The sequence below is a fragment of the Micromonospora sp. NBC_00821 genome (assembly GCF_036347035.1).
GTDB classification, from domain to species: domain Bacteria; phylum Actinomycetota; class Actinomycetes; order Mycobacteriales; family Micromonosporaceae; genus Micromonospora; species Micromonospora hortensis.
This window is the reverse complement of record NZ_CP108880.1, coordinates 1,749,868-1,775,994: the sequence shown is the minus strand read 5'-3', so window position 1 is coordinate 1,775,994 and position 26,127 is coordinate 1,749,868. Positions and strand designations below refer to the sequence as shown.

At 72.0% G+C, this 26,127-nt stretch carries 26 protein-coding genes; 5 read left to right on the top strand and 21 right to left on the bottom strand.

Translation table 11 applies throughout. The features are described 5' to 3' along the window. Positions 1-45: 45 nt before the first annotated feature. From thyX to OHB44_RS08275, 3 genes are all read right to left on the bottom strand, one after another. The gene (thyX, locus tag OHB44_RS08285) at positions 46-786 is read right to left on the bottom strand and encodes an FAD-dependent thymidylate synthase (RefSeq protein WP_210786506.1); all 741 of its coding nucleotides are present in this window, start codon (positions 784-786) and stop codon (positions 46-48) included. Between the two features lie 1,062 nt (positions 787-1,848). Then, positions 1,849-2,487: a DUF2752 domain-containing protein gene (locus tag OHB44_RS08280; RefSeq protein WP_330440206.1), complete on the bottom strand. Its 639-nt coding sequence runs from the start codon at positions 2,485-2,487 to the stop codon at positions 1,849-1,851. Positions 2,488-2,491: 4 nt separating this feature from the next. Further along, positions 2,492-3,721 (bottom strand): winged helix-turn-helix domain-containing protein, encoded by a 1,230-nt coding sequence (locus tag OHB44_RS08275; protein ID WP_330440204.1) that lies wholly within the window; start codon positions 3,719-3,721, stop codon positions 2,492-2,494. 79 nt (positions 3,722-3,800) lie between these two features. Here OHB44_RS08275 and OHB44_RS08270 point away from each other — a divergent pair, with 79 nt between their 5' ends. Next, positions 3,801-4,352, top strand: coding sequence for a GNAT family N-acetyltransferase (locus tag OHB44_RS08270; RefSeq protein WP_238686819.1), 552 nt, complete (start codon positions 3,801-3,803; stop codon positions 4,350-4,352). On the opposite strand, the gene OHB44_RS08265 is transcribed toward OHB44_RS08270, so the two are convergent. Further along, positions 4,251-5,525, bottom strand: coding sequence for a glycosyltransferase family 87 protein (locus OHB44_RS08265; protein ID WP_330440203.1), 1,275 nt, complete (start codon positions 5,523-5,525; stop codon positions 4,251-4,253). The two genes, OHB44_RS08270 and OHB44_RS08265, sit on opposite strands and share 102 nt — an antisense overlap. A gap of 35 nt (positions 5,526-5,560) precedes the next feature. Here OHB44_RS08265 and OHB44_RS08260 point away from each other — a divergent pair, with 35 nt between their 5' ends. Further along, positions 5,561-6,142: a GNAT family N-acetyltransferase gene (locus OHB44_RS08260; protein WP_238686821.1), complete on the top strand. Its 582-nt coding sequence runs from the start codon at positions 5,561-5,563 to the stop codon at positions 6,140-6,142. Positions 6,143-6,265: 123 nt separating this feature from the next. Here the strand turns inward: OHB44_RS08260 and OHB44_RS08255 are convergent, their stop codons facing one another. From OHB44_RS08255 to OHB44_RS08220, 8 genes are all read right to left on the bottom strand, one after another. After that, positions 6,266-6,736 carry a GNAT family N-acetyltransferase gene (locus OHB44_RS08255; RefSeq protein WP_330440202.1) on the bottom strand — a complete coding sequence of 157 codons (471 nt, stop codon included), beginning with the start codon at positions 6,734-6,736 and terminating at the stop codon, positions 6,266-6,268. A 67-nt stretch (positions 6,737-6,803) separates the two neighbouring features. Then, the gene (dapB, locus tag OHB44_RS08250) at positions 6,804-7,580 is read right to left on the bottom strand and encodes a 4-hydroxy-tetrahydrodipicolinate reductase (protein WP_274531649.1); all 777 of its coding nucleotides are present in this window, start codon (positions 7,578-7,580) and stop codon (positions 6,804-6,806) included. A gap of 97 nt (positions 7,581-7,677) precedes the next feature. Then, positions 7,678-9,075, bottom strand: coding sequence for a M16 family metallopeptidase (locus tag OHB44_RS08245; protein WP_238686824.1), 1,398 nt, complete (start codon positions 9,073-9,075; stop codon positions 7,678-7,680). Between the two features lie 47 nt (positions 9,076-9,122). Then, positions 9,123-11,513 (bottom strand): polyribonucleotide nucleotidyltransferase, encoded by a 2,391-nt coding sequence (locus OHB44_RS08240; RefSeq protein ID WP_238686825.1) that lies wholly within the window; start codon positions 11,511-11,513, stop codon positions 9,123-9,125. A gap of 227 nt (positions 11,514-11,740) precedes the next feature. Continuing rightward, the gene (rpsO, locus tag OHB44_RS08235) at positions 11,741-12,010 is read right to left on the bottom strand and encodes a 30S ribosomal protein S15 (protein ID WP_030337594.1); all 270 of its coding nucleotides are present in this window, start codon (positions 12,008-12,010) and stop codon (positions 11,741-11,743) included. A 199-nt stretch (positions 12,011-12,209) separates the two neighbouring features. Next, positions 12,210-13,139: a bifunctional riboflavin kinase/FAD synthetase gene (locus OHB44_RS08230; protein ID WP_196921595.1), complete on the bottom strand. Its 930-nt coding sequence runs from the start codon at positions 13,137-13,139 to the stop codon at positions 12,210-12,212. A gap of 77 nt (positions 13,140-13,216) precedes the next feature. Next, complete coding sequence (truB, locus tag OHB44_RS08225; RefSeq protein ID WP_238686826.1) at positions 13,217-14,101, bottom strand: tRNA pseudouridine(55) synthase TruB; 885 nt, start codon at positions 14,099-14,101, stop codon at positions 13,217-13,219. 90 nt (positions 14,102-14,191) lie between these two features. Further along, positions 14,192-15,514 carry an MATE family efflux transporter gene (locus tag OHB44_RS08220; protein ID WP_238686827.1) on the bottom strand — a complete coding sequence of 441 codons (1,323 nt, stop codon included), beginning with the start codon at positions 15,512-15,514 and terminating at the stop codon, positions 14,192-14,194. Positions 15,515-15,718: 204 nt separating this feature from the next. Between OHB44_RS08220 and OHB44_RS08215 the strand changes: the two genes are divergently transcribed. Then, positions 15,719-16,555: a hypothetical protein gene (locus OHB44_RS08215; RefSeq protein ID WP_330440196.1), complete on the top strand. Its 837-nt coding sequence runs from the start codon at positions 15,719-15,721 to the stop codon at positions 16,553-16,555. A 445-nt stretch (positions 16,556-17,000) separates the two neighbouring features. Here OHB44_RS08215 and OHB44_RS08210 read toward each other — a convergent pair whose 3' ends face one another. The 9 genes from OHB44_RS08210 to rimP form a co-directional block, all read right to left on the bottom strand. Continuing rightward, positions 17,001-17,210 (bottom strand): DUF6186 family protein, encoded by a 210-nt coding sequence (locus OHB44_RS08210; RefSeq protein ID WP_238686867.1) that lies wholly within the window; start codon positions 17,208-17,210, stop codon positions 17,001-17,003. Beyond that, entirely contained in the window at positions 17,210-17,617 is a 408-nt protein-coding gene (locus OHB44_RS08205) for a hypothetical protein (protein ID WP_238686829.1), read from the bottom strand. Before OHB44_RS08205 ends, OHB44_RS08210 begins: the two co-directional genes overlap by 1 nt. 100 nt (positions 17,618-17,717) lie before the next feature. Then, positions 17,718-18,767 (bottom strand): DHH family phosphoesterase, encoded by a 1,050-nt coding sequence (locus OHB44_RS08200; RefSeq protein WP_238686830.1) that lies wholly within the window; start codon positions 18,765-18,767, stop codon positions 17,718-17,720. Further along, complete coding sequence (gene rbfA / locus OHB44_RS08195; protein ID WP_112624086.1) at positions 18,764-19,264, bottom strand: 30S ribosome-binding factor RbfA; 501 nt, start codon at positions 19,262-19,264, stop codon at positions 18,764-18,766. The genes OHB44_RS08200 and rbfA overlap by 4 nt, the downstream gene beginning before the upstream one ends. Positions 19,265-19,390: 126 nt before the next feature. Continuing rightward, positions 19,391-19,687 carry a DUF503 domain-containing protein gene (locus tag OHB44_RS08190; protein WP_091400377.1) on the bottom strand — a complete coding sequence of 99 codons (297 nt, stop codon included), beginning with the start codon at positions 19,685-19,687 and terminating at the stop codon, positions 19,391-19,393. Positions 19,688-19,777: 90 nt separating this feature from the next. Further along, the gene (gene infB / locus OHB44_RS08185; protein WP_238686831.1) at positions 19,778-22,795 is read right to left on the bottom strand and encodes a translation initiation factor IF-2; all 3,018 of its coding nucleotides are present in this window, start codon (positions 22,793-22,795) and stop codon (positions 19,778-19,780) included. Between the two features lie 93 nt (positions 22,796-22,888). Beyond that, a complete protein-coding gene (locus tag OHB44_RS08180; protein WP_330440192.1) occupies positions 22,889-23,221 on the bottom strand; it encodes a YlxR family protein in 333 nt (110 codons plus the stop codon). A gap of 16 nt (positions 23,222-23,237) precedes the next feature. After that, on the bottom strand, positions 23,238-24,281 hold the full coding sequence (gene nusA, locus OHB44_RS08175; RefSeq protein ID WP_238671748.1) for a transcription termination factor NusA: 1,044 nt from the start codon (positions 24,279-24,281) through the stop codon (positions 23,238-23,240). Continuing rightward, on the bottom strand, positions 24,278-24,967 hold the full coding sequence (gene rimP / locus OHB44_RS08170; protein ID WP_330440191.1) for a ribosome maturation factor RimP: 690 nt from the start codon (positions 24,965-24,967) through the stop codon (positions 24,278-24,280). Before rimP ends, nusA begins: the two co-directional genes overlap by 4 nt. A gap of 155 nt (positions 24,968-25,122) precedes the next feature. Here rimP and OHB44_RS08165 point away from each other — a divergent pair, with 155 nt between their 5' ends. Together OHB44_RS08165 and OHB44_RS08160 are read left to right on the top strand one after the other, a co-directional pair. Beyond that, the gene (locus OHB44_RS08165) at positions 25,123-25,650 is read left to right on the top strand and encodes a hypothetical protein (protein WP_266303385.1); all 528 of its coding nucleotides are present in this window, start codon (positions 25,123-25,125) and stop codon (positions 25,648-25,650) included. Then, entirely contained in the window at positions 25,647-26,084 is a 438-nt protein-coding gene (locus OHB44_RS08160; protein WP_330440189.1) for a ferritin-like domain-containing protein, read from the top strand. Before OHB44_RS08165 ends, OHB44_RS08160 begins: the two co-directional genes overlap by 4 nt. Positions 26,085-26,127: the final 43 nt, after the last annotated feature.

The following is a 26,127-nucleotide window of genomic DNA, read 5'->3' as shown; positions in this document are numbered from 1 at the left end:
CCTCCAACCTAGCGGACGACCAGCCGAGGCCCGCCGGGGAAGGGCTCAGGACGCCTCGTGCGGGCTGGCCGCCACTTCGGTGCCGTCCGGCAGCGTGGTGATCACGAAGTCGGCGAACACGTTCGGGGCGACCCCCTGGAGCTGGCGCAGGCACTCCACGGCCAGCTCACGGATCTCCACGTCGGCGTGCTCGGTGGCCCGCATCGCGACGAAGTGCCGCCAGGCCCGGTAGTTGCCGGAGACCACGATCCGGGTCTCGGTGGCGTTGGGCAGCACCGCTCGGGCAGCCTGCCGGGCCTGCTTGCGACGCAGCGTCGGGTTGGGCTCGTCGGAGAAGCGCTGCTCGAGGCCCTCCAGCAACTCGGTGTACGCCCGAACGCTCGCCTCGGCGGCCTCCACGAACTTCTTGTGCAGCTCCGGGTCGTCGGCGATGACGGCCGGCTCGACCATGGCCGCGTCCCGCTCCGGGACGTAGCGCTGCGACAGCTGGGAGTACGAGAAGTGCCGGTGCCGGATCAGCTCGTGGGTGAAGGAGCGGGACACCCCGGTGAAGTAGAAGGTGACCGACCCGTGCTCCAGCACGCTCAGGTGGCCCACCTCGAGGATGTGCGCCAGGTAGCCGGCGTTGGTGGCGGTCGCCGGGTTCGGCTTCTTCCACGACTGGTAGCAGGCCCGACCGGCGAACTCGGCGAGCGCCTGGCCGCCCTCCGCGTCTGTCGACCACGGCACGTCGTCCGGGGCCGCGAATTGGGTCCACGCGATCAACTTGACCTGGGGCTGCACCATGTCCGGCATTCCTGGGACTTTAGTGGTGGGGTACCGCCCGACCCAACTCAGGCGCGCCCCGTGCAATGTCGATCACTCGGACAGCGCCGAACCCGCCGACGCCCCCGGGCGTCGGCCGAGGGCCGGGGGCCGGGGCCGAGGTCCAGGGACCAGGGCCGAGGGCCGGGGCCGAGGTCCAGGGACCAGGGCCGAGGGCCGGGGCCGAGGTCCAGGGACCAGGGCCGAGGGTCGGGGCCGAGGTCCAGGGACCAGGGCCGAGGGCCGGGGCCGAGGTCCAGGGACCAGGGCCGAGGTCCAGGGACCGGGAGCCGGGCATCGTCGTCGACGCCGGGGCGGGACAGGTGCATCGGCGTCCTTTGGAGCTGAATCGTTTGCGACATCAGCCCCGGAAGGTGGGCCGCCCGAGCCTGCGACCGAGGCCCGAGCACCGTTCAGCGCCTGGGCGACCCGAACGAGCCGAGCGACCTGGGCCCGAGCGGCTCGGCAGCCGCTTCCGCTCGCAAGATCGCGCAACATCATGGATGTAGTGGCATCCGTCGCGCCCGACCCCACTACATCCAGGATCGAGTGCGATCTTGGGGCGAGGTGCGTCTGCCGCCGTGGCGCGGACGCGATGTGCGGCTGCTCACTGGGTGATCGACTCGGGTTCCTGAAAGTCGGGGTATCCGCGTCGGGTGGATGGCCCAGTTTCCTGAGAGCCGAGTCGATCATGGGTGATAGGCGCCGGAGGGCCCGTGATGTCGTAAACGAATCAGGTCCAAAGGACGCCCGAATAGCGCCCCCGGCCGAGGTCCGCGGCCGAGGTCCGCAGCCGAGGTCCGCAGCCGAGGTCCGCAGCCGAGGTCCGCAGCCGAGGTCGCGTTCTCGGGCACCGGCGCGTGCGGTGCCAGACAGCGGTGCGTCGGGCGGGCGGCAGGTCGGGTACTGGCCTGTCGGGCGGCGGCAGGTCCGGCGGCGGCGCAGCGGGCACTGGCGGGTAGGACGGCGGCGGCGCGGTCAGACGACAGCGCGGTCAGACGTAGAGCCCGGTCAGACGACAGCGCGGTCAGACGTAGAGCCCGGTCAGACGTAGAGCGAGGTGAACGGCGCCCAGGGCAGGTTGCGAAGCACCGAGAAGGCCAGCCACGCGGCGAGGAACCCGCCGATGACCTTCGAGCTGATCCGCAGCTCGGGCAGTCGCCAACCGAACGCCTGGTTCCCCGCCCAGGCCACAAAGAGGTACGCGAGGAACGGCAGCGCGAACACGAACAGGAAGTGGTGCCGGGCCGCGGCCGGCAGGTCGCCGTGCAGCACGTACCAGAGCGCGCGGGTGCCACCACAGCCCGGGCAGTCCAGCCCGGTGGTCAACTTGAGCAGACAGGTGGGCGCGGCGTCCGGGTCGGCGTAGGTCGGGTTGCTGAGCAGCGCGTAGCTCATGCCCACGGCGACGCAGCCGACCGCGGCCAACGGCACCGCCCAGCGCGGGGAACGTTCGTAGAGCCGCAGCACGAACCGGGTGAGCCGGTCGGGTTCAGGTGCCGGGTAGCCACCCGTCGGGGTCGTCGGCCAACCCTCCGGACCCGAGCCGCCGGGACCGAAGCCACCCGGACCGAAGCCACCCGGACCGAAGCCGGCGGGACCCGTGCCACCGTCTGCCGGTGCCGTGTGGACCGCGCCGGGGGCGGGGTGCGGCTGGTCGACCGGTCCGGGAACGCTCGTCACGCGCTCACGGTACACCGGACACGCCGGCCAACGCCGCGGTGAGCGGACCGGCCAGATCGCCGGCCGCTGGCCGGGCCACCTCGTCCAGGCCGAGCCAGCCGGCGAGGCGGTACAGCTCGGCGGCGAGCGCGACGGCGGTCTCCCCCGGGTCGGCGCCGGGTTCGAGCCAGGCGGCCGGCACCAGCAGCACGCCGGCCTTCCGATCGGCCTTCAGATCGACCCGTGCAGTGAACCGGTCGCCCTGCAGGAACGGCAACACGTAGTAGCCGTAGACCCGCTGTGGCGCCGGGACGTAGATCTCGATCCGGTAGCTGAAGTCGAACAGCCGCTCGGTGCGGGCCCGTTCCCAGATCAGCGGATCGAACGGGCTGACCAGCGTGTTGCCCCGCACCCAGCGGGGCAGCCGGGCGGACGTGTGCAGCCAGGCCGGCTGTCGCCAGCCCGCCACTGTTACAGGCACCAGCTCACCGGCCTCGGCCAGCTCGGCGACGGCCTGCCGGGCGCCGGCCAGCGGCAACCGGAAGTAGTCGCGCAGCTCCGGCTCGGCGGCGACCCCGAGGGACCGCGCGGCGAGGGAAACCAGCGTCCGGTACGCCTCGGCGTCGGTCGGGGTGGGCGCGGCCAGCACCGCCGCGGGCAACACCCGCTCGGGCAGGTCGTACCGGCGGGCGAAGGAGGTGCTGCGCTCGGCGGCGGCCACCTCCCCGGCCCAGAACAGGAACTCCAACGCCCGCTTGACCGCCGACCAGTTCCAACCCCAGTTGCCGGTCTCGCGGGGAGCGTCGTGCTCGATCTCGGCGGCGGTCAGCGGCCCCCGGGCAGCCACCTCGTCCCGCACCCAGGCGACCAGCTCCGGCTGCTCCTGGGCGATCCGCCGCATGCCGCCCCAGGATTCGCTGTGCGCCCGGGCCATCCGCCAGCGCAGCATCGGGTGCAGCTCCACCGGGACCAGCGACGCCTCGTGGCCCCAGTATTCGAACAGCTCACGGGGGCGCCGGTAGGCGGCCTGGTCGAGCAACGTGGTCGGGTAGGGCCCGAGCCGGCTGTAGAGCGGCAGGTAGTGCGCGCGTTGCAGCACGTTGACCGAGTCCATCTGGATCAGCCCGACCCGGCCCAGCACACGACGCAGGTGCCGGCGGGTGGGCACGCCCGTCGGCGTCGGGTCGGCGAAGCCCTGGGCGGCGAGCGCCACGCGGCGGGCCTGGGCGAGCGAGAGCGATTCCGGTGCGGTCATCGTCGGCGACCTTAATTCATCGGTACGACGCCGGTGCGGGAAGCTGGACGTGAGGACCAACGGGGCATAGAACGGTGCAATGCTGACCATCCGTCGGGAGGAGCCGGACGACGCCGAGGCGGTCGCCCGGGTACACGTGCACGGCTGGCAGGCGGGCTACGCCGGCTTCATGCCGGACGAGGTGCTCGGACGGCTCAACGTGGTGGCCTGGGCGCAGCGTCGTCGCGACGTCGGCACCGCCGATCCGGAACACCCGTTCATCACCCTGCTCGGCGAGGTGGACGGGTTGGTAGTGGGCTTCACCACCTTCGGACCGTACCGCCGCAACCAGGACCGGGACGACCTGGACCCGACGGTCGGCGAGGTGGTGGCGCTCTACGTGGAGCCGGCCCACTGGGGTGACGGAACCGCTGCGGCGTTGCTGGACGCCGCCCGCAGCGGGCTCACCGAGCGGGGCTGGGCCGGGTACCGGGCGTGGGTGCTGGCGGACAACCGGCGGGCCCGGCGGTTCTGCGAGCGCGCCGGCCTGTCACCGGACGGTGAGCGGTCGACCTACCAGGTGCCGCTGGCCGGTGGGGGCCCGCCGGTCGGGCTGGTCGAGCTGCGGTACGCCGGACGCCTCGACCGCTGACCCGTTCGGGGTCAGCCACCGGCGGATCGGCAGGAAGGCGAGCAACGCCAGACTGACCCACACGTAGGCGTTGCTGCCCAGGAAGCCGTCGACGCCGGTGAAGTCCTTCTCCCAGAGCCAGACGGTCCGGCTGATCAGCAGCGCGTACCCGATGGTCGCGGCGACCAGCAGGACCTGCCGTCGGCGGCCGGCCGGCGCGGCCATCGCGTTGTCGACCAGCAGGATCAACGCGGGCAGCAGCCAGACCAGGTGGTGCACCCAGGTGACCGGGCTGACGAGACACATCACCGCGCCGGTCAGCGCCAGGCCGGTCGCCTCGTCGCCGGCCGCGACGGCGGCCCGGGACCTCCAGGCCCAGAGCGCGAGGGTGCCGAGCACCAGCACCAGCCACAGCAAGGTGCTCGGGTGCTCCGGGTCGAGCCGGGCGACCACCCCGCGCAGCGACTGGTTGGAGACGAAGGCCAGCTCGCCCACCCGCCCGGTGTTCCACAGCGCCTCGGTCCAGAACTCCCGGGACGCGTCGGGGAAGAGCGCGGCGGCCAGCAGTGACACCCCGGCGGCGGTGCCGCTGGCGGTGAGCGCCGCCCGCCACCGCCCGGTCACCAGCAGGTAGACGATGAACACGCCAGGGGTCAGTTTGATCGCGGTGGCGAGGCCGATGCCCACGCCGGTCCATCGGTTGCCGGCGGGCAGCAGCCGCAGCAGGTCCACCGCCACCAGGAAGAGCAGCAGCGTGTTGACCTGGCCGAAGTTGACCGTCTCCCGCATCGGTTCGAACGCGGCGGCCAGGCAGAGCGCCACGGCGAGGGCGAACCACCGGGTCCAGCCGGCGCGGCGGGCGATCGGGTCGACCAGCCACCAGATCAGCACAGTGGTGGTGACCACGCTGGCGAGCACGCTCACCACGATCGCGGCCGTCCACGGCAGGTACGCCATCGGCAGCATGACCAGCGCGGCGAACGGCGGATAGGTGAAGCCGTACTGGGTGCCCGGCTTGAGGTAGTCGTAGATCTCCCCGCCGTCGTGCACCCACCAGGTCAACGCGCCGTAGTAGACCTTCAGGTCGAAGAACCCGTGTCGGACGGCGGCGACGGCGAGGAACCCGGTGACCGCCGCGGCGAGCACCACCACCCCGACGACCTGCGCGGTTGTCCTGTTGGCACCCTGCGCCACCGTCGTCTCCCTCGCCTTGCGTAGGCTTCCGTCCCATGGCTCTCGGGTACGTCCGCCCGGCGCGTCCCGAGGACGCCGGCGAGATCGCACGCATCCAGCTCGCGACCTGGCGGGTCGCGTACCGCCGGATCCTGCCTCGGCATGTGCTCGACAACCTGGACGAGGCGTTCCTCGCCCGGCGGTGGAGCGCTGCGGTGCTGGAGCCGCCCTCGGGCGCGCACCGGGTGCTGGTCGCCGTCGAACAGGCCGAGCAATCGTATCTGGTGGGGTTCGCCGCCTCCGGCCCGGCCGACGCCGAGGCATTGGCCCCGGGTGAGCCGGCCGACGCGCTCGGCCCGGACGTGGCGGCGGTGACCGATCTGCTGATCGAGCCCCGGTGGGGCCGGCGCGGGCACGGCAGTCGACTGCTCGCAGCCGCCGTCGACCTGTGGCGGGAGGACGGGATGAGTCGTGCGGTGGCCTGGGCGTTCGACGGTGACGAGGCGACCCGCAAGTTCCTGACCAGCACCGGGTGGGAGCTCGACGGCGCGGCCCGGGCGCTGGACGTCGACGACATGCTGGTGCCTCAGGTGCGCCTGCACGTGGGCGTGCCGACCGAGAAGGTACCGGCCGAGTGAGCCGCTGACCAGGTGTCCCCTCCTCGCCCGTGGTGGGCGACAGCCCGGCGATCTTGCAGTTTCGGTTGTCGAGTTGCGTGAGATGCGCCTTATGTCGCGACAGAAAGTGCAAGATCGCGGGGCTCAGGGGGTTCGTTCGGCGATCAGCTCGTCGTCGTCCACGGCACCCGTGGGGTGGAAGCCCAGGGAGGTGTAGAGGGCTGCGGCCGGCGTGTTGTCGGGGTGGTACGACAGGCGGACCGGGGGGTTGCCATCCCGGGCGGCCAGCCAGGGGGCCAGGGTCTGCACCGTCGCCCGGCCGACGCCCTGGGCCTGCTCGGCGGCGTCGATCAGCATCCCGCCGATCCAGTGCGAACCGTCGTCGTCCACGCCCCACATGACGTGGCCGACGACGGTCTCGTCGGCGTACACCGCGAGCGAGTTCCACACCTCGGAGCGCATGCTCAGCAGCAGGTAACGCGCGCCCAACGCCGCCACGAACCGGCGCTGGTCGTCGCGCGGGGCGACGTCGGCCACCGCCCGCCAGTTGTCGTCGTCCACCGGTCGCAGCGTCACTCGGCGCCCGGCCCGGTCACCATGTCCACCATCGATCATCGGGGCAGCCTAGGGCCGGCCGGACCCGCGCCGCGACCAGGTTTCACCCCGGACCGACGTGGGCCGGTCAGTCGAGCAGGGCGTCCAGGCCGACGGTGAGGCCGGGACGGTTGCGCACCGCGCGGACGGCCAGCAGGACACCCGGCATGAACGACACCCGGTCGTACGAGTCGTGCCGGATGGTCAGCGTCTCGCCGGTGCCACCGAACAGCACCTCCTGGTGGGCGACCAGGCCGGTGGCGCGCACCGCGTGGACACGTACCCCGTCGATCTCGGCGCCGCGCGCACCCGGCACCTCGTCCTTGGTGGCGTCCGGGACCGGCCCGAGGCCGGCCTCGGCGCGGGCCCTGGCGATCTGCCGGGCGGTGTGGGTGGCCGTGCCGCTCGGGGCGTCCAGCTTGCGCGGGTGGTGCTGCTCGATGATCTCGACGGACTCGAAGTGTCGGGCGGCCCGCGCGGCGAACTGCATCATCAGCACCGCGCCGATACCGAAGTTCGGGGCGATGACCACACCCACCTCGGGCTTGTCGGCCAGCCAGCCGCGCACCTGCTCCAGCCGCTGCTCGGTGAAGCCGGTAGTGCCGACCACCGCGCTGATGCCCTGCTCGACGCACCACTGGAGGTTGTCCATGACGACGTCCGGCGTGGTGAAGTCGACGACCACGTCGGCGGCGGAGACGGAGGATCGGCTGTCGCCCTGGTCGATCGCCCCGGTCAGGGCGAGATCGTCGGCGGCGTCGACCGCCTTGCAGACCTCGATGCCCATTCGCCCACGCGCACCAAAGACGCCGACCCGCAGCTGCTGGGCCGGGGTCCTTCCCCGCTCGTCAGTCACGGGGCACAACCTATCCCAATCGGGACGGGCCCTTCCGGCCGGATCGCTGTGCTCCACCGGCCGGGACACCCGACCGGGCCGCCTCGACCGGGCCGGGCGGCAGACCTCAGACCGCGAAGTCGCCGGCGCCGAACGGGCCCACCACGGCCAGCGACATCGGCCGGCTGAGCAGTTCGGCGGCGAGGACGTTCACGTCCTCCACTGTGACCTCGTCGACCCGGCGGAGCAGCTCGTCGACCGGCATCAGGTCGCCGTAGAGCAGCTCACCCTTGGCCAGCCGGCTCATCCGGGAACCGGTGTCCTCCAGGCCGAGCACGAACGAGCCCTTGCTCATCCCCTTGCCCCGGGCCACCTCGGCCTCGGTCAGCCCGTCGGCGGCCACCCGGGCCAGCTCGGCGCGGGTCAGGGCCAGCACCTCGTCCACCTTGCCCGGCGCGCAGCCGGCGTAGACGGCGAACAGGCCGGTGTCGGCGTACTGGCTCGCGTAGGAGTAGACCGAGTACGCGAGGCCGCGCTGCTCGCGGATCTCCTGGAACAGGCGGCTGGACATGCCGCCACCGAGCACGTTGTTGAGCACCCCGAGGGCGAACCGCCGATCGTCGAGCCGGTCGATGCCGGGGCAGCCGAGGATGACGTGTGCCTGCTCGGTCTCCTTCGGCTCCACCAGTGTGGTCGCCGGCTTGGTGCGTACCGCCGGGGTCGCCGCGCGGTGCGGCGCCGGGCCGGCCGGGTCGCTGTCCAGCGGGGTGCCCCGCACTGCCTGACGGACCAGCTTGACCACCGCGGAGTGGTCGAGGTTGCCGGCGGCGGCGATGACGATCTGCGGCGCGGTGTAGCGACCCCGGTAGAAGCTCTGGATCTGCCGCCGGGTCATCGGGGTGACGGTCTCCGCGGTGCCGGAGATCAGCCGGCCCAGCGGGTGATCGCCGTAGACCGCCTCGACGAAGAGGTCGTGCACCTCGTCACCGGGCTCGTCGTCGTGCATGGCGATCTCCTCCAGGATCACGCCACGCTCGGTCTCGACGTCGGCCGGCTCCAACAGCGAGTCCGCGACCAGGTCGCACATCACGTCGATCGCCAGCGGCAGGTCCTCGTCCAGCACGCGGGCGTAGTAGCAGGTGTATTCCTTCGTGGTGAAGGCGTTCGTCTCGCCACCCACCGCCTCGATCTGCGAGGAGATCTCCAGTGCGGTGCGCTTGTGGGTGCCCTTGAAGAGCAGGTGCTCGAGGAAGTGCGCGGCACCGGCCTGCGGGCCGGTCTCGTCACGCGAGCCGACCGCCACCCAGATGCCGAACGAGACGCTGCGCATCGCCGGAATCGCCTCGGTGAGGACGCGCAGACCGCTGGGCAGCACGGTACGACGTACCGTGCCGCCCAGCGGGTCGTCGCTGAGCGTCCGGGTCACCGCCCGGGCGGTGCCGCCGGAGCGGCCCGCCCCGGTGTCCCGAGACGGGGCCACCCCCCGTCGATCCGGTGGAAACGGCGCGCTGATGGCCCGACTCACGACGTGCTCCCGGTTCGACGAGGGGTGGGTGATGCGTTGTACGACGATCAGCTGTGCCGGGTCCGACGGCGCGGACGCTCGCCGCCCTCGCCACCCTCGCCGCCGCCGCCGTTGCCGCCCTCGCCGCCGCGCTCCGGGCCACGACCGCCACGGTCGCCGCCACGCTCACGGTCGCCGCGGTCACGCGGAGCCCGGTCGCCCCGGTCCCGACCAGCCGGCCGGTCGCCAGCGGCGGCCTCACCGGCGGCCGGAGCCTCGGTGCCCTCCGGGCGGACCTTGTCGAGGTAGATCTTGCCGCGGGCGTCGATGTCCGCGATCTCGACCTCGACCCGGTCACCGACGTTGAGGAAGTCCTCGACGCGCTCGACCCGCTTGCCGTCGCCCACCTTGGAGATGTGCAGCAGGCCGTCACGGCCCGGCAGGAGCGAGACGAACGCGCCGAACGCGGCGGTCTTGACCACAGTGCCGAGGAACCGCTCGCCCTGCTTCGGCAGCGTCGGGTTGGCGATGCCGTTGATCCGGTCGACGGCCGCCTGGGCCGACGGCCCGTTGGTGGCGCCGACGTAGATCGTGCCGTCGTCCTCGATGGAGATCTCGGCGCCGGTCTCGTCCTGGATCGCGTTGATGGTCTGCCCCTTCGGGCCGATCACCATGCCGATCTTGTCCACCGGGATCTTGACGGTGGTGACCCGCGGCGCGTAGTCGGACATCTCGGCCGGAGCCTCGATCGCCGCCTTCATGACCCCGAGGATGACCTGCCGGGCCTCGTTCGCCTGCTGCAACGCGGCGGCCAGCACGTCCGACGGGATGCCGTTGAGCTTGGTGTCGAGCTGGAGCGCGGTGACGAACTCCGGCGTGCCGGCGACCTTGAAGTCCATGTCACCGAACGCGTCCTCGGCACCGAGGATGTCGGTCAGCGTCACGTACTGGGTCTTGCCGTCCACCTCGTCGGAGATGAGCCCCATCGCGATGCCGGCGACCGGCGCCTTCAGCGGGACACCCGCGGAGAGCAGGCCCAGCGTCGACGCGCAGACCGAACCCATCGAGGTGGAGCCGTTGGAGCCGAGCGCCTCCGACACCTGCCGGATGGCGTACGGGAACTCCTCGCGCGACGGCAGCACCGGGATCAGCGCGCGCTCGGCGAGGGCGCCGTGGCCGATCTCGCGACGCTTCGGCGAGCCGACCCGACCGGTCTCACCGGTCGAGTACGGCGGGAAGTTGTAGTTGTGCATGTAGCGCTTGCGGTTCTCGGGGGACAGCGTGTCCACCATCTGCTCCATGCGGAGCATGTTCAGCGTGGTGACGCCCAGGATCTGGGTCTCGCCCCGCTCGAACAGCGCCGAACCGTGCACCCGGGGCAGCACGCCGACCTCGGCGGTCAGCGCCCGGATGTCGCGCGGGCCACGCCCGTCCATCCGGACCTGCTCGCGCAGCACGCGGTTGCGCACCTCGGACTTGGTCAGCGACCGGAAGGCAGCGCTGAGCTCCTTCTCGCGACCCTCGAACCGGGCGCCCAGCTCCTCGGCGACCCGGGCCTTGACCCGGTCCAGGGCCTCCTCGCGGTCGGCCTTGCCGGCGATGGTGATCGCCTCGGCCACCTCGCCACGGGCCAGCTCGGAGACGGCGTCGTACACGTCGTCCTGGTAGTCCAGGAAGACCGGGAACTCGGTGACCGGCTTGGCGGCGACCTCGGCCAGCTCGCTCTGCGCGCGGCACAGCTCACGGATCGCCGGCTTGGCGGCCTCCAGGCCGCTGGCGACGACCTCCTCGGTCGGGGCGGTGGCACCGGCCGAGATGAGGGCGACGGCGTTCGGGGTGGCCTCGGCCTCGACCATCATGATCGCGACGTCGCCGTCTTCGAGCGTGCGGCCGGCCACGACCATGTCGAAGGTGGCGCGAGCCAGCTCCTCCAGGGTCGGGAAGGCCACCCACTGGCCGTCGATGTGGGCGACGCGGGTCGCACCGATCGGGCCGGAGAACGGCAGGCCGGAGAGCTTGGTCGACATCGAGGCGGCGTTGATCGCCACGACGTCGTACGGGTGCTGCGGGTCGAGCGCGAGGATGGTCTCGACGACCTGGACCTCGTTGCGCAGGCCCTTGACGAACGACGGGCGCAGCGGCCGGTCGATCAGCCGGCAGGTGAGGATCGCGTCCTCACTGGGCCGACCCTCACGGCGGAAGAACGAGCCGGGGATGCGGCCCGCGGCGTACATCCGCTCCTCGACGTCGACGGTCAGCGGGAAGAAGTCGAACTGCTCCTTCGGGTGCTTACCGGCGGTCGTGGCGGAGAGAACCACCGTCTCGCCCAGCTGGGCGATGACGGAACCGGCGGCCTGGCGAGCCAGCCGACCGGTGGAGAAGGTGATCTCGCGGGTGCCGAAGGACCCGTTGTCGATCACGGCGGTGCGGGATTCGGTGCCGAGTTTGGTCTCGGTCATGTGCTGTCGTGCTCCTTCGCGTCGTGGGCCCACGACATCGGGGAGCTGCTCAGCCGGCCGGTCTTCGATCGAAGCGCCCGGGTGGCCGGCATGATGCCGGGGTTCCCGGGGGCCACTACCGGAGACCGGTACGCTGACCGGCTCCCTCTCGGGTGGTCGCGCGGCCCGTGTTTCCTCAGGTGGGACGCGGTACGGGGGAGCGGCCGTCCGGCCACTCCCCCGTCACGTCACCGGCGCAGACCGAGCCGCTCGATGAGCGACCGGTAGCGGGCAATGTCCTTCTTCTGGACGTAGTTGAGCAACCGACGGCGCCGGCCGACCAGCAGCAGCAGCCCACGGCGGCTGTGGTGGTCGTGCTTGTGCACCTTCAGGTGCTCGGTCAGCTCGGCGATCCGCTTGGTGAGGACCGCTACCTGGACCTCCGGCGAACCGGTGTCGCCCTCGGCGGTCGCGTACTCCGCGCGGATGCTGGCCTTGGCTTCCTGATCGAGCGCCATGTTCTCCCTGTTTCGATGGGTTGATCAAGTGGGTGTCCGTCGTCCCGGTGGACCGGGAACGGACCGGTTCCTCGCACCCGCGGCGTCGAGCAGGCACGCGAGGCCCCACGCCGGTCACCCGACGTCCCGGCAAGACTACCAGCACTCGCCGGTAACACCCGGCGAAGGGCCTCGGTGGCGGCCCGTCACCCCGCCACGATCAGGCCAGTACGCGCCGGGTGCGCTCGACGTCCTGATTCATCTGGGCGATCAACGGCTCGATCGAGTCGTACCGGATCTGACCACGCAGGTGCGCCACGAAGTCCAGGGCCAGCCGCTCGCCGTACAGGTCTCCGGAGAAGTCCAGCGCGTACGCCTCGACCCGCCGCTCCCGGCCGGAGAAGGTCGGGTTGGTGCCCACTGACACCGCCGCCAGCAACGGCTCGTGCTGGCCGCGGCGGATCAGCCGGGCCGCGTACACACCGTCGGCGGGCACCGCCGCGTAGCGGTGGCAGAGCAGGTTGGCGGTGGGGAAGCCCAACTCCCGGCCCCGCTGGTCGCCGCGGACCACGACGCCCTCCACCCGGTGCGGGCGGCCCAGCGCGGCGGCCGCCGCGCCCACGTCACCCGCGTCGACGCAGGACCGGATGTACGTGGAGGAGAAGACGGTGCCGGCCTCGGCGACCAGCGGGGCGCCCTCCACACCGAAGCCGAACGTCTGGCCCAGCCGTTCCAACAACGCCACGTCGCCGGCGGCCCGGTGCCCGAAGCGGAAGTTGCCGCCGACCACCACCAACGCCGCGTGCAGGTGCTCGACCAGGACGTCGTGCACGAACTGCTCGGCCGGCACCCGGGAGAACTCCGGGGTGAACGGCACCACGCAGAGCACGTCCACGCCGAGCGCCTCGATCAGCTCGGCCTTACGGGCCGGCTCGGTGAGCACCGCCGGGTGCGAACCGGGGCGGACCACCTCGGCCGGGTGCGGGTCGAAGGTGACCACCACCGACTGCACGCCCAACTCGCGGGCCCGGGCCACGGCGTGCCCGATCGTCGCCTGGTGCCCCTTGTGTACGCCGTCGAAGACGCCGATGGTGACCACCGAGCGTCCCCACCCGCCGGGCGCCGCGTCGTAGCCCCGCCACCGCTGCATGCCGTTCCTCTCTGCTGTCCCGCCGGCACGGCGGGTCGACACCGCCGGCTGCGGGCCGACGGACCTGCGCTGCACTGTCAGGCCGGTGCGAGCACGATCTCCGCGCGGGCGCGCCCGTCCCGCTCGCTGACGATAGCGATCAGGCCGCCGGCCGGCCCGAAGACGGCGTACGGTCCGGTGAGGCCGGCCGGGTCCAGTGGCCCACCGTGGGCGAGCACCCGGGCCTCGTCCGGCGTGGCCTCCCGGCGCGCGAAGAACCGGTCGGCCGCCGCGTCCAGTGGCAGGTTCACCACGTCCGGGGCGCGCTGCTCCAGCTCGTCGAGCGTCGCCGCCTCGGCGAGGGTGAAGCCACCCACCGCGGTACGCCGCAGCGCCGTGAGGTGCCCGCCGACGCCGAGCGCCAGGCCGGCGTCCCGGGCGATGGCCCGGATGTACGTGCCGGAGGAGCAGGTCACGTCCACGTCCACGTCCACCACGTCCGGCTCGGTGCGACGGATCGCCAGCACCTCCAACCGGGAGATGGTGACCCGCCGCGCCGGCAGCTCGACGCTCTCCCCGTCGCGAACCCGCTTGTACGCCCGCTGCCCGTCGATCTTGATAGCGCTGACCGCGCTCGGCACCTGGTCGACCTCGCCGCTGAGCCCGGCCAGCGCCGACCGGATCGCGTCGTCGGTGACCTGCGCGGCAGGCACGGTGGCGGTCACGTCGCCCTCGGCGTCGTCGGTGACTGTGGTCTGGCCGAGCCGGATGGTGCCGGTGTAGCTCTTGCCGGCGCCGATCACGTAGGTCAGCAGCCGGGTGGCCCGGCCGACACCGATCACCAGCACGCCGGTCGCCATCGGGTCGAGGGTGCCGCCGTGCCCGACCCGTCGGGTCTTCGCCAGTCGGCGGATGCGCGCCACCACGTCGTGCGACGTCATGCCGCCGGGTTTGTCGACAACGATCAGACCATCGGTGCTCACGTCGGCCAAGCCTGCCAGACGACCGGTACCGGAGAGTGCGTGGGCAGGCCCCTGCGTGACCCGGACGACCGGCAGCGCCAGCAAGGGCTCTCAGCGGACCGCGCCGGTCACCGCCCACCTGCCGTCGCGCAGTCGCAGCAGCAGGGCGACCAGCCGGATCACCACGAACACCGTGAGCCCGGCCCAGATGCCGCCCAGCCCGAGGTTGAGCGCGTACGCCAGCCAGATGGCCGGCAGGAAGCCGCCGAGCGCCGCCACGATGGTGAGGTTGCGCAGGTAACGCACGTCGCCGGCGCCGATCAGCACGCCGTCGAGGGCGAACACCACCCCGGCCAGCGGCAGCATGACGACGAACCACGGCCAGGCCACCATCGCCTGCTCGCGTACCCCCGCATCGGAGCTGAACCACGACGGCACCACGCCCGCGCCGGCGGCGACGAGTAGCGCGAAGCCCACGCCGCAGACGCCGCCGAGCAGCCCGACCCGGCGGGCGAGCGCCCGCGCACCCGCGTCGTCGCCGGCGCCGAGCGCGGCACCGACCAGGGACTGCGCGGCGATCGCGAGGGCGTCGAGCACCAGCGCGGTGAAGAACCAGAGTTGCAGGGCGATCTGGTGGGCGCCGACGGCGGCGGCGCCGAAGCGGGCGGCGACGGCGGTCGCGGACAGGAAGCTGGCCTGGAACGCCAGCCCACGGATCAGCAGGTCCCGGCTGAGCACCAGTTGTTGGCGGATCACGCGAGGCTGGGGGCGCAGCGACACCCGCTCGCCGACCAGGGCTGCGGCGAAGAGCACCCCGCAGAGCGTCTGCGCGACGACGTTCGCCACCGCCGAGCCGACCAGACCCAGCCCGCCGGGGTAGACCAGCAGGGGGCAGAGCAGCGCGGAGAGCAGGTTGGGGCCGAGCACGAAGTACAGGGGGCGGCGAGTGTCCTGCACGCCGCGCAGCCAGCCGTTGCCGGCGGCGGCGAGGAGCAGGCCGGGAGCGCCGAGGGCCGCGATCCGCAACCACTGGGCGGCGGCGTCGGCGACCTCGCCACCACCACCGGCGAGGGTACGCGCGAGCGCGCCGCCGCCGACCTGCATGCCGATCGCGATCAGCAGGCCGACACCGAACGCCAGCCAGGACGACTGGACGCCCTCGGCGACCGCGGCGGCCCGGTCACCCGCGCCGAAGCGGCGGGCCGCGCGGCCGGTGGTGCCGTAGGCGACCACTGTGCCCACCCAGGCGGTGAGCGTCATGACCGTGCCGCCGACGGCGAGCGCGGCGAGTGGCACCCGGCCGAGGTGACCGACCACTGCGGTGTCGACCAGCACGTAGAGCGGCTCGGCGGCGAGCACCACGAGGGCCGGCAGGGCGAGCGCGGCGATCCGCCGGGGTGAGGCGGGTCGGTGAGCGGTGGTGGCGTGGTTCATCGCCGCCGATCCTGGCACGGCTGCGGTAAGGAGCACAAGGCCAGCGGTGACTTACGGACCCACCTCTCGACCAGCTCGGCGGACTCACCGAGGATCGAGGCCCTGATACGCCCCCCTGTCGCCGGCATCCCGGTTTGCGGCGCTCACTACCCTGTCCGAGGCTCCCACGCGGGGGGCACCACGACAGCGATAGGCCTTATGACAGTGAGCGACAGTTACCCTCCGCCCGACCCGAACGTCACCCCCTGGAGCGGCCCGCCGGCCCCGCAGCAGGGCGGCTACCCGCCATACGGACAGCCACCACCCCAGCCGTACTACGGCGCACCACTGCCGGCGCCGGACAAGTCGAACAAGGGCCTGATCATCGGGCTGGTCGCCGGCGCGGTGGTCGTCATACTCGCCATCTGCGGCGCGGGAATCGGCATCCTGCTCGCCTACGACGACGACGAGCCCGCACGGGGGACGTCCTCCACCCCCACGCTGGGCACCGGCAGCACGCCGGGCACCGGGACCGTCCCCACGCCGGGGCCGGCGGATCCACCGAACAACAACGCGATGACCGCCCGTTACTCCAGCGACATGGCGAACGTCTGCGAGGGCAGCCCGATCCTGAACGCGGCACCCTACAGCGGCCCGGCCGGCGCCAAGGCGTACACGTTCTCGAACAACCCCGACCGGCCGACGTCCTGGTCGTCGACATACGTCCCGTCGGACAAGTCCTACTACGCCAAGGGCGCGGACTACCAGAAGGTGTCGGTGGTCGGCTGCCTGAAGTTCGACCAGGGCAGCCAGGGCGCCCCGAAGAAGTGTCAGTACAAGGACAAGGCGGAGAAGCCGGTCACCATCGACTACGTCTCGTCGCGCTACACCCTGACCTTCTACGCGGCCAGGACCGCCGAGAAGGTCGGCGACGGCGGCACCGTGACCGCCCCGACGAACAGGTGCCCGAGTTTCATCTCGTACGACAAGACCACCATGAGGGCGTACGCGACGCCGGACTCCGGCACCATCGAGGCGGCCCTGGACACGTTCCTGTCCTGAACGACTCGACCCCCACTGGTGACCGGACGGTGATGCCGTCGGCGCGGCGCGGCGGCGGCGTCACCACCGGTCGAGACGAGTCACTGACGGGTGTCCATCGACGTCTGCAGCGCGCGGCGGGCCTGCTCGCGGGCGTCGTCGGTGGTGGTCTCGGTCTTGGGCTTGTTCGGCATAGTGGCGCTCCTCTTCCCAGGGCGTGAGCCGCCGACACGCGGCGGCCCTCACGGGCGGTCCTGCTGAGCGCCCCACGGCGGTCCGGGGTTACCGGAGCAGCCGACTGGGCAGCGTGAGCCCGGGTCGATCCGACCCTGGAGGGAGGCGGCACGGGGTGTGGCACCACCGCCCATGACCTGCACCGCCAGGCGGCACCGGCCTTCTCCCAAGTTATCGTTCAGGTCCACATACTGCTTACGGTTCCCGCCATTTGGACGGTCGGCAACCCGGCTCAGCGAGCCAGGAAGTGCCAGCCCAGCCACCACCAGAACCCGAACAGACCGATCCGGCCCACCGGCACCGGACCGACCTCGTAGCGCATCACGTAGGCACAGACCTCGCCGAGGGTGGGGATCCGCGACCCCTCCCGCCGGGCCATCCACTCGACCACCGCGAAGAGGACCAACGCGGCGAGGAAGCCGCCGATAGCGAGCGCGCGCATCATCGCCGCACCAGCCCCCAGAAGGCGGCCAACCAGGCGAACCAGGCTGCCGACCGGGTCAGTTGATCCTCCAGGAGAGGATCGGCCAGCCGGGAGAAGGTGGGGAAGTCATCGCCGGCGGCCAGCACGAACGTCACGCCCTCGAAGACCCCGAAGACCACCACCGGCACCGCCCACCAGGCCGCTCCCGTGCCCAGCCGGCGCGGCGCCGGCCGGCGAGGGACCCGGTTGCTCAGACCGAGCCAGATCAGCACCCCACCCGTCCCGAGGGTGAACAGATTCGCCTCGGTGGAGAAGGACGCGAACCGGCCACCGACGAGCGACAGGCAGACGAGGACGGGAACGGAGACGGCGGGCCGGTCCCAGGCGCGGGGGGCCTCAACGGTGAGGTCGTGCGGCTGCTCCATCCCGCAATTCTTCCCGGTATCACGGAACGCGGGAAGACCAACACTCCCCGGAGCTGACCCTGATCTTCCGGACCGACGGATCGATGGCGGCCGAAGCGCGTCAGTCGATCAGCGCCGCGTCCAACTGACCGCGGATCGACTCGACCACCTGCTCGACCGTGCCCCGACCGGTGAACCCGGCCGCGAACGTGTGACCACCACCGCCCAGCGCCACCGCGACCCGACTGACGTCCACAGCGCCCTTGCTGCGCATCGACACCGCCCACTCGGCGGGCCTGGTCTGCTTCACCACACAGCTCACGTCAGCCTCAGCGGTGCAGCGCACGGAGTCGATCAGCGCCTCCAGCACGTACGGCCGCTGCTCGTGCCGGGCCAGGTCGTCGAGGGTGGCGAAGGTCCAGACCAGGCCTCGACCTCCGGCGGCGGCCGGCTCCAGTCGAGCGCGGCCGAGCACCTCACCGAAGAGGCGGACCGCGCCGAAGGGCCGGGTGTCGAAGACCCGCCGGGAGATGTCACCCGGTGAGATGCCGGTCGCCAACAACCGGGCGGCCATCTGATGCACCGCCGGAGTGGTCGCCTCGAACCGGAACGAGCCGGTGTCAGTGGTCAGCGCCACGTAGAGGCACTCGGCGATGGCCGGATCCACCACCACCCCGAGCCGGGCCAGCAGTTGCTCGGCCACTACCGACGTGGCCGCCGCACCCGGGTCGACCAGGTTGACGGTGCCGAACCCGGGGTTGGAGGCATGGTGGTCGAGCACCAGCGCCGCACCCGCCGACGACAACCGCCCGGCCAACTCGCCGAGACGCGACTCGCTCGCCGCGTCGAAGCAGATCACCAGATCGGGCGCCGGGTCGGCGGCGTCCGCCGGAACCAGCAGGTCCAGCCCGGGCAGTCCCCGGAACGGCTCCGGCAGCTCCGGCGGCCCGGGAAAGGTCGCCTGCACATCGCGTACGCCGAACTGCCGCAGACCCAGACCGAAGCCGAGCATGCTGCCCAGCGCGTCGCCGTCCGGGTTGATGTGGCAGATCAGCAGCACCCGGGCGGTCGGCGGGAGAGCCCGCACCAACGCCTCGGCCGCGGCCCAGTCCGCCTCGGCGGGGCCGAGCCCGGCTGCCCCGGCGAACGGGGCGCTGGCGGTGCTGGTCACCGCGTTTCCCCACCCCGCGGGGTTTCCTTGACGTCGGTGGCCTCGTCGGCCTCGTCCGTCTCGTCGGCCTCATCGGTCTCGTCGTCCACCCGGTACGGCTGGGCCTCGCCCGCGTACTTCGCCTGGGCGGCGAGCCGCTGCACCTCGGCATCGGCGTTGCGAGCGGCGGCGAGCAGGTCGTCGATGTGCTTGACCTGGTCCTGCACGTCGTCGAGGACGAACGTGAGCGTCGGCGAGTGGCGCAGCCCGAGGGCCTTGCCGACAGTGCTGCGCAGCAGCCCCTTGGCGCTCTCCAGCGCCGCCGCGGTGTCCGCCTGGGCCACCGAGTCACCGAGCACTGTGTAGAAGACCGTCGCGTCACGCAGGTCAGCGGTAATCCGGGCGTCGGTGATGGTGATCATCCCGAGCCGCGGGTCCTTGATCTGGCTCCGCACCACCGACGCGACCAGCTCACGCACCCGTTCCGCGTGCCGGCGTACCTTGGCCGGATCAGACATCTCGCCACCTCCACGGCGTCCTGCTTCCGGTCGACCCGGCGGCCCGGAGGCCGCCGGCCGACCGGCCAACATCTCGAACATTACCTTCGGGGCCGCTCCGGTCGCCCGGCACAGCCGGCACCGTGGTCAGTCGTCGTCCACGCCGTAGAGCCGGCGTCGAACCGACAGCAACTCGACCTCGGGGCGATTGGCCACCAGGCGCTCACAGGAGTCGAGCACCTCGCGGACGTGCGCCGTCTCGGCGGCCACCACGGCCACCGCCAGTTGCGCTCGACCATGCAGGTCGAGCGCACCCACCTCGGCGGCCGACACCTCGAAGCGGCGCAGCGCCGCCACGATCGGCCGTACATATGATCTCTTGGCTTTGAGCGACCTGGAGTCGCCCGGCAGCAGCAGGTCGAAGACCGCGGTTCCGGTGAACATCGCCCCGGACGATACCGCCAACCCGCCCCGCATGATCAAGGGGTTTACGCCGGGTGGCGTAAACCCCTTGATCAGCGTGTCACTGCCGGATCAGGCGCGAACCTTCTCCCGCATCTCGAAGGTCTCGATGACGTCGCCGACCTGGACGTTGTTGTAACCACCCAGGGTCAGACCACACTCGAAGCCCTCGCGGACCTCGGTGGCGTCGTCCTTGAACCGCTTGAGCGAGGTGATCGTGAGGTTGTCCGCCACGACCGCCCCGTCCCGAAGCAGGCGAGCCTTCGCGTTGCGTCGGATGATGCCCGACCGGACGATGCAACCGGAGATGTTGCCGATCTTGGACGAGCGGAAGACGTCGCGGATCTCCGCGCTGCCCAGCTCGGCCTCCTCGTACTCCGGCTTGAGCAGGCCCTTGAGCGCTGCTTCGATCTCCTCGATGGCCTGGTAGATGACGGTGTAGTACCGGATCTCCACGCCCTCGCGGTCGGCCATCTCGCGGACCTTGTTGGAGGCCCGCACGTTGAAGCCGATGATCGTGACCGGCTCGGACGAGGCACTCGCGAGCATGACGTTGCTCTCGGTGATCGCGCCCACGCCTCGGTCGAGGACCTTGAGCTGAACCTCCTCGGGGATGTCGAGGTTGAACAGCGCGTCCTCCAGGGCCTCCACCGAACCGGAGACATCGCCCTTGAGGATGAGGTTGAGCGAGGTCTTCTCGCCCTCCTTGAGCTGCTCCATGAGCGTCTCGAGGGTGGCCCGACCACGGGAGTTGGCGAAGGACGCCGCCCGTCGCCGTGCCTGTCGCTGCTCGGCGATCTGCCGCACCGTGCGGTCGTCCGCCGCGGCGAGGAACGTGTCGCCCGCACCGGGAGGCGCGGTCAGACCCAGCACCATGACCGGACGCGCCGGCCCAGCCTCGGTGAGCTGGTTGCCGTTCTCGTCGAGCATGGCCCGGACCCGGCCGTGCGCCCCACCGGCGACGATCGAGTCGCCTGCCCGCAGGGTGCCCTTCTGCACCAGCACCGTCGCCACCGCACCGCGGCCCTTGTCCAGGTGCGCCTCGATGGCCACACCCTGCGCCGGCCCGTCGATCGGAGCGGTCAGCTCCAGCGACGCGTCGGCGGTCAGCAGGACAGCCTCGAGCAGTTCCTCGATGCCGATGCCCGGCTTGGCTGCCACGTTGACGAACATGGTCTCGCCGCCGTACTCCTCGGCGACCAGGCCGTACTCGGTCAGCTGCTGGCGGACCTTGTCCGGGTTGGCGTCCGGCTTGTCGACCTTGTTGACCGCGACCACGATCGGCACGTCGGCCGCCTTGGCGTGGTTCAACGCCTCGATCGTCTGCGGCATCACACCGTCGTCGGCCGCGACGACCAGGATCACGATGTCCGTGACCTGGGCACCACGAGCACGCATGGCGGTGAACGCCTCGTGACCCGGGGTGTCGATGAAGGTGACCGCCCGGTCCTCGCCCTCGTGCGGGACGTGGACCTGGTAGGCACCGATGTGCTGGGTGATGCCACCCGCCTCACCGGCCACCACGTTCGCCTTACGGATGGCGTCGAGCAGCTTGGTCTTACCGTGGTCGACGTGACCCATGACGGTCACCACCGGCGCACGGCTGACCAGACGCTCCTCGGCCACCTCCGCGTCGAGGTCGATGTTGAACTGCGCGAGCAGCTCGCGGTCCTCGTCCTCCGGGCTGACGATCTGGATGTCGAAGCCCAGGTGCTCACCCAGCAGGTGCAGGGTGTCGTCAGAACAGGACTGGGTCGCGGTCACCATCTCGCCCAGGTTGAACATCTCCTGGACCAGCGAACCCGGGTTGGCGTTGATCTTGTCGGCGAAGTCCGACAGCGAGGCGCCACGGGAGAGCCTGACGATCTGACCCTGACCCCGGGGAGCACCCGAGCTCATGGTCGGAGCCGACAGGTTGTCGAACTCCTGTCTGCGCTGCTTCTTGGACTTGCGACCGCGCGTCGGCCGACCACCCGGACGCCCGAAGGCACCCGCGGCGCCGCCGCCACGGCCACGACCGCCCGCACCCGGACGACCGCCGCCACCGGCCGGACCACCCGGACGGAAACCGCCACCGGGAGCACCCGCACCGCCGCCGGGACCGCCACGGTAGCCACCGCCACCGCCGGCACCCGCGCCGCCACCGGGGCCGCCGCGGTAACCGCCACCGCCACCGGCGCCACCGCCGGGACCGCCACGGAAACCGCCGCCACCGCCACCGGGACGACCTGCGCCGCCACCGGGACGACCGGCGCCACCGGGACCGGGGCGACCGGCAGCCGGCCGCTGGCTCGGCATGGACGCCGGGCTGGGCCGCGGCGGCATGGAGTTCGGGCTCGGCCGCGGCGGCATGCCCGCCGGGGTGTTGGGCCGAGGACCACCCGCACCGGCGGCCGGGGGCCGCTGCTGCTGGCCACCCTGGATGCCGAACGGGTTGTTACCGGCACCGCGCGCCGGCGGACGACCGCCCGGCCGGGCACCCGGACCGGGAGCCGGCGTGCTCGGTCGAGCTGCCGGCGAACCGGGACGGGGCGGCATCGCCGCCGGACCCGGCCGAGGGCCGGGGCGGTTACCGCCGTCTGCCGGAGGCTCCCGGCGAACGGGGTTGTCCCGCTGCTGCTGGCGGGCGGCCTGCGCGGCCTTGACCGCGGCCTCCTGCTCAGCCTTCAGCGCGGCGGCACGCGCCTCCGCGGCCGCCACCTCGATGTCGTGGGCACTCGCCGGCTTGGCGACCGGGGTCGCCGTCTGCGGCGCGCCGGGAACCGGACCCTTGGGCTTCGGACCGGGTGCCGGCGCGGCCGGCCGCCGAGGCGGCATCGGCTTGGCCGAGACCCGGGGCGCGCCCGGGGCCGGGGTTGGCGTCGGGGTCGGGTTTGAAGCCGGCGTCGACGCGGGCGCCGACGGGGCGGCCGGAGCCGGGGCTCCGGCGGACGCGACGAATGCGTTACGCAGCCGCCGGGCGACGGGCGCCTCGACGGTGCTGGACGCGGACTTCACGAACTCGCCCATTTCCTTCAGCTTGGCGAGAACGGTCTTACTCTCGACCCCGAGCTCTTTTGCAAGCTCGTGTACGCGGGCCTTGCCTGCCACTGCACTCCTCACTCCGAGGTCGTGCGGGCAGCACCCGCAGCGACCTCACTCGTGCACTTGAAGCCTGGTCATTTCAGGGACTTCATCGTGTGCTCATGTCGGTCGTCCTACCCTGCTAGCGACCCTCGCCCGGTCGGGCTGACCGGACGTAGTGGTTGGCGCATCGACGTGCTCCGCCAGCGCACCGTGGTCGAGGACCTCGGTGCTGCGCAGCGCACGCCCGAAGGCGCGGCGCCGCACCGCCAGCGCGAAGCAGGCCGGATCCGGGTGCATGTTCGCTCCCCGACCCGGCAGCCTGCGGCGCGGATCAGGCCGGAGGCTGTGACCAGCCTCGTCCTTGACCGCGACGATTCGCAGCAATTCGCTGGCCGGCGCACGTTGCCGGCAACCCACACAGGTGCGCTCCGGCTGCGCGCGTCGTACCACTGGAGGAAGTCTACCCCTAGCTCCCCGAGATCGCGCCGCCCGGCTCCCGCACGTGATCAGTTACCCCACGCGCCGCCGGCGCGGTCTGCTCCGCATCGGAACGAATGTCGATCCGCCAACCGGTCAATCGGGCCGCGAGTCGGGCATTCTGCCCCTCCCGACCGATGGCGAGCGAGAGCTGGAAGTCGGGAACTGTTACCCGGGCGGCCCGGTTGGCCAGGTCGACCACCTCGACCCGCAGCGCCTTTGCCGGCGACAACGCGTTGCCGACGAAGGTGCCCGGGTCGTCCGACCAGTCGATGATGTCGATCTTCTCACCGTGCAGCTCGCTCATCACGGCACGCACCCGCTGACCCATCGGGCCGATGCAGGCGCCCTTGGCGTTCACCCCGGGGGTGGTGGAGCGGACGGCGATCTTCGTGCGATGGCCCGCCTCACGGGCGATCGCGCCGATCTCGACGGTGCCGTCGGCGATCTCCGGCACCTCCAGCGCGAAGAGCTTCTTGACCAGAGCCGGATGCGACCGGGACAGGGTGATCTGCGGCCCGCGCATGCCCTTGGCCACGTGCACCACGACGCAGCGGACCCGCTCGCCGTGCGCGTACCGCTCGCCGGGCACCTGCTCGGACTGCGGCAGAACGCCCTCCAGCTTGCCCAGGTCGACGCTGACGATGCCCTTCTCGGTACGCGTCTCGTGCGCCTGCACCACGCCGGTGACCAGGTCACCCTCGCGGCCGACGTACTCACCGAAGTGCACCTCGTCGGTGGCCTCCCGCAACCGCTGGAGGATCACCTGCTTGGCGGTCATGGCGGCGATCCGGCCGAAGTCGTGCGGGGTGTCGTCCCACTCCCGCACCAGGCTGCCGTCGGCATCCATCTCCTGCGCGTACACCAGGGCGGCGCCCGACCTACGGTCGATCTCCACCCGGGCGTGCGGCTCGGCCCCGTCGGTGTGCCGGTAGGCGGTCAGCAACGCGGTCTCGATCGCCGCGAGAATCGTGTCGAACGGGATCTCCCGCTCGCGCTCGAGTGCGCGCAGCGCCGCGAGGTCGATGTTCACCTCTCCTCGTCCTCCACATCATCTTCGTCGTCGATGTCGTCTGAATCGTCGATCTCGTCGGAATCATCCGCGTCGTCGAACTCGTCGTCCGGCTCACCGAGCTCGGCGAGCCGGGTGAACTCGATCTGCACACGGCCCGGGCCCAACTGGGCGTACGCCCAGGCGGCGCGGCCGTCGTCGGTCTCCAGGTGCACGCCCTCGTCGTCGGCCGCGACCACCCGGCCGGTCAGCTGACGGTCACCGGCGGGCTGCTCGCCCCGCTGGCCGGGCAGCGCGGCCGCGCCCCGGGCGGTGACCTTGACCAGTCGACCCACGTTGCGCCGCCAGTGGCGGGGCAGGGTGAGCGGCCGGTCGACGCCGGGTGAGCTGACTTCCAGCTGGTACTCGCCGGCGACGATGTCGCCACCGGTCTCCTCCGCGGCGTCCAGCGCGGCCGAGACCGCGCGGGAGACGACCGCGACGGCGTCCAGGTCGATCCCGCCGTCGGTGTCCACCATCACCCGCACCACGTGCCGGCGGCCGGCCCGGGAGACGGACAGGTCCTCCAGGTCGTAGCCGGCGTCGTTGACCACCGGCTCGATCACGGCCCGCAGTCGGTCCCGCCGTGCGGCGAGGTCACCGCCGCGGGGGCCCGCAGCACCGCGGGGTCGACCCGTCGGCCTGGTGGCACGGCCACGCTGCGTCATCTCCGCACCCTCTCCCTGGTCGACGGGGACCGGTAGTCCCGCCATGCCGGCACGCCACCGGAGTGGACACGCCGGTGGTTGCGCAGAGCGTAACGCGCCTGCCCGGCGGCGGACCGGGCGGCGCACCGACGCCGGTGACCCCCGGAGCGGCACGGATGGTGTTGACTTGGCCGGTGGGGAACGGCAGAACGACACAGCGCGACCAAGCATCCGGACATTCCCGGCGAAAGCTCCTGAGTGCCGGCGCGCTGCTGGTGCTCGGCGGCGCCGTGACGCCGCTGACCGGCTGTGATCTTTTCGACCGCGACGACCAACCAGCCCCGCCACCCGACCCGCTGCGGCCGATGGTGGACGAGTCACTCGCGCTGGCCGCCGCGTACCGGGCGAGCGCGACCGCCCATCCCGACCTCGCCGACCGGCTCAACCCGATCGCCGAGACGCACACCGCGCACGCCACCGAGCTGGCCCGGGTAATCGGCGTGACGGTCCCGTCGGCGGCCTCCGCCGCCCCGACCACGGCCCCGGCCGCCGATCCGAACGGCGCGCGCGCCGCCCTGCGGGCGCTGGAGAAGACCGCCCAGCAGTCCGCCACCGCCGCCTGCGCCGCGGCGCCCGCAGAACGGGCGGCACTGCTCGGGTCGATCGTCGCCGCTCGGGCGACTCACCAGGAGGCACTGAAGTGAGGCAGCCGTCCGCCGAGGAGGCACTCGCCTCCGCCCTGTCCGCCGAGTACGCGGCCATCTACGCCTACGGACGGATCGGTGTCCGGCTCAGCGGAGCGGCGCGGGACGCGGCACGTCAGGCTGAGGCCGCGCATCGACGTCGGCGCGACGCGCTGGTGGTGCAGCTCACCACGGCCAACGGCGTGGTCCCGCCGGACCGCGCTGGATACGCCCTGCCGTTCCCGGTCACCGACCGGGCCAGCGCCCTGCGGCTCGCCGCCGAGGTGGAGGAGCGCACTGCCGCCCACTGGCGGGCGGCCCTGGCGTCCACCACGGGCGCCGACCGGGACCAGGCGCTGGCCGCCCTTGTCGAGTACGCCGTGCGGGCCACCCGGTGGCGGAAGACTGCCGGGTCGACCCCGCTGACTGTCCCGTTTCCCGGTCGACCGGCCTGAGCCGGTCCACTCCGGTTGCGGTACGCATACCAGGTATGCATAC

Bases quoted from the DNA above. Each gene is read 5' to 3' on its own strand.
- OHB44_RS08230 (WP_196921595.1), bottom strand. From the start codon at position 13,139: ATGCAGCGGTGGCGGGGCTACGACGCGGCGCCCGGCGGGTGGGGACGC.
- rbfA (WP_112624086.1), bottom strand. From the start codon at position 19,264: ATGTCTGATCCGGCCAAGGTACGCCGGCACGCGGAACGGGTGCGTGAG.
- OHB44_RS08260 (WP_238686821.1), top strand. From the start codon at position 5,561: ATGGCTCTCGGGTACGTCCGCCCGGCGCGTCCCGAGGACGCCGGCGAG.
- OHB44_RS08220 (WP_238686827.1), bottom strand. From the start codon at position 15,514: ATGAACCACGCCACCACCGCTCACCGACCCGCCTCACCCCGGCGGATC.
- OHB44_RS08255 (WP_330440202.1), bottom strand. From the start codon at position 6,736: ATGATCGATGGTGGACATGGTGACCGGGCCGGGCGCCGAGTGACGCTG.
- OHB44_RS08210 (WP_238686867.1), bottom strand. From the start codon at position 17,210: ATGCGCGCGCTCGCTATCGGCGGCTTCCTCGCCGCGTTGGTCCTCTTC.
- OHB44_RS08275 (WP_330440204.1), bottom strand. From the start codon at position 3,721: ATGACCGCACCGGAATCGCTCTCGCTCGCCCAGGCCCGCCGCGTGGCG.
- rpsO (WP_030337594.1), bottom strand. From the start codon at position 12,010: ATGGCGCTCGATCAGGAAGCCAAGGCCAGCATCCGCGCGGAGTACGCG.
- thyX (WP_210786506.1), bottom strand. From the start codon at position 786: ATGGTGCAGCCCCAGGTCAAGTTGATCGCGTGGACCCAATTCGCGGCC.
- rimP (WP_330440191.1), bottom strand. From the start codon at position 24,967: ATGACGCAGCGTGGCCGTGCCACCAGGCCGACGGGTCGACCCCGCGGT.
- OHB44_RS08205 (WP_238686829.1), bottom strand. From the start codon at position 17,617: ATGGAGCAGCCGCACGACCTCACCGTTGAGGCCCCCCGCGCCTGGGAC.
- OHB44_RS08240 (WP_238686825.1), bottom strand. From the start codon at position 11,513: ATGACCGAGACCAAACTCGGCACCGAATCCCGCACCGCCGTGATCGAC.
- OHB44_RS08190 (WP_091400377.1), bottom strand. From the start codon at position 19,687: ATGTTCACCGGAACCGCGGTCTTCGACCTGCTGCTGCCGGGCGACTCC.
- OHB44_RS08270 (WP_238686819.1), top strand. From the start codon at position 3,801: ATGCTGACCATCCGTCGGGAGGAGCCGGACGACGCCGAGGCGGTCGCC.
- OHB44_RS08165 (WP_266303385.1), top strand. From the start codon at position 25,123: ATGGTGTTGACTTGGCCGGTGGGGAACGGCAGAACGACACAGCGCGAC.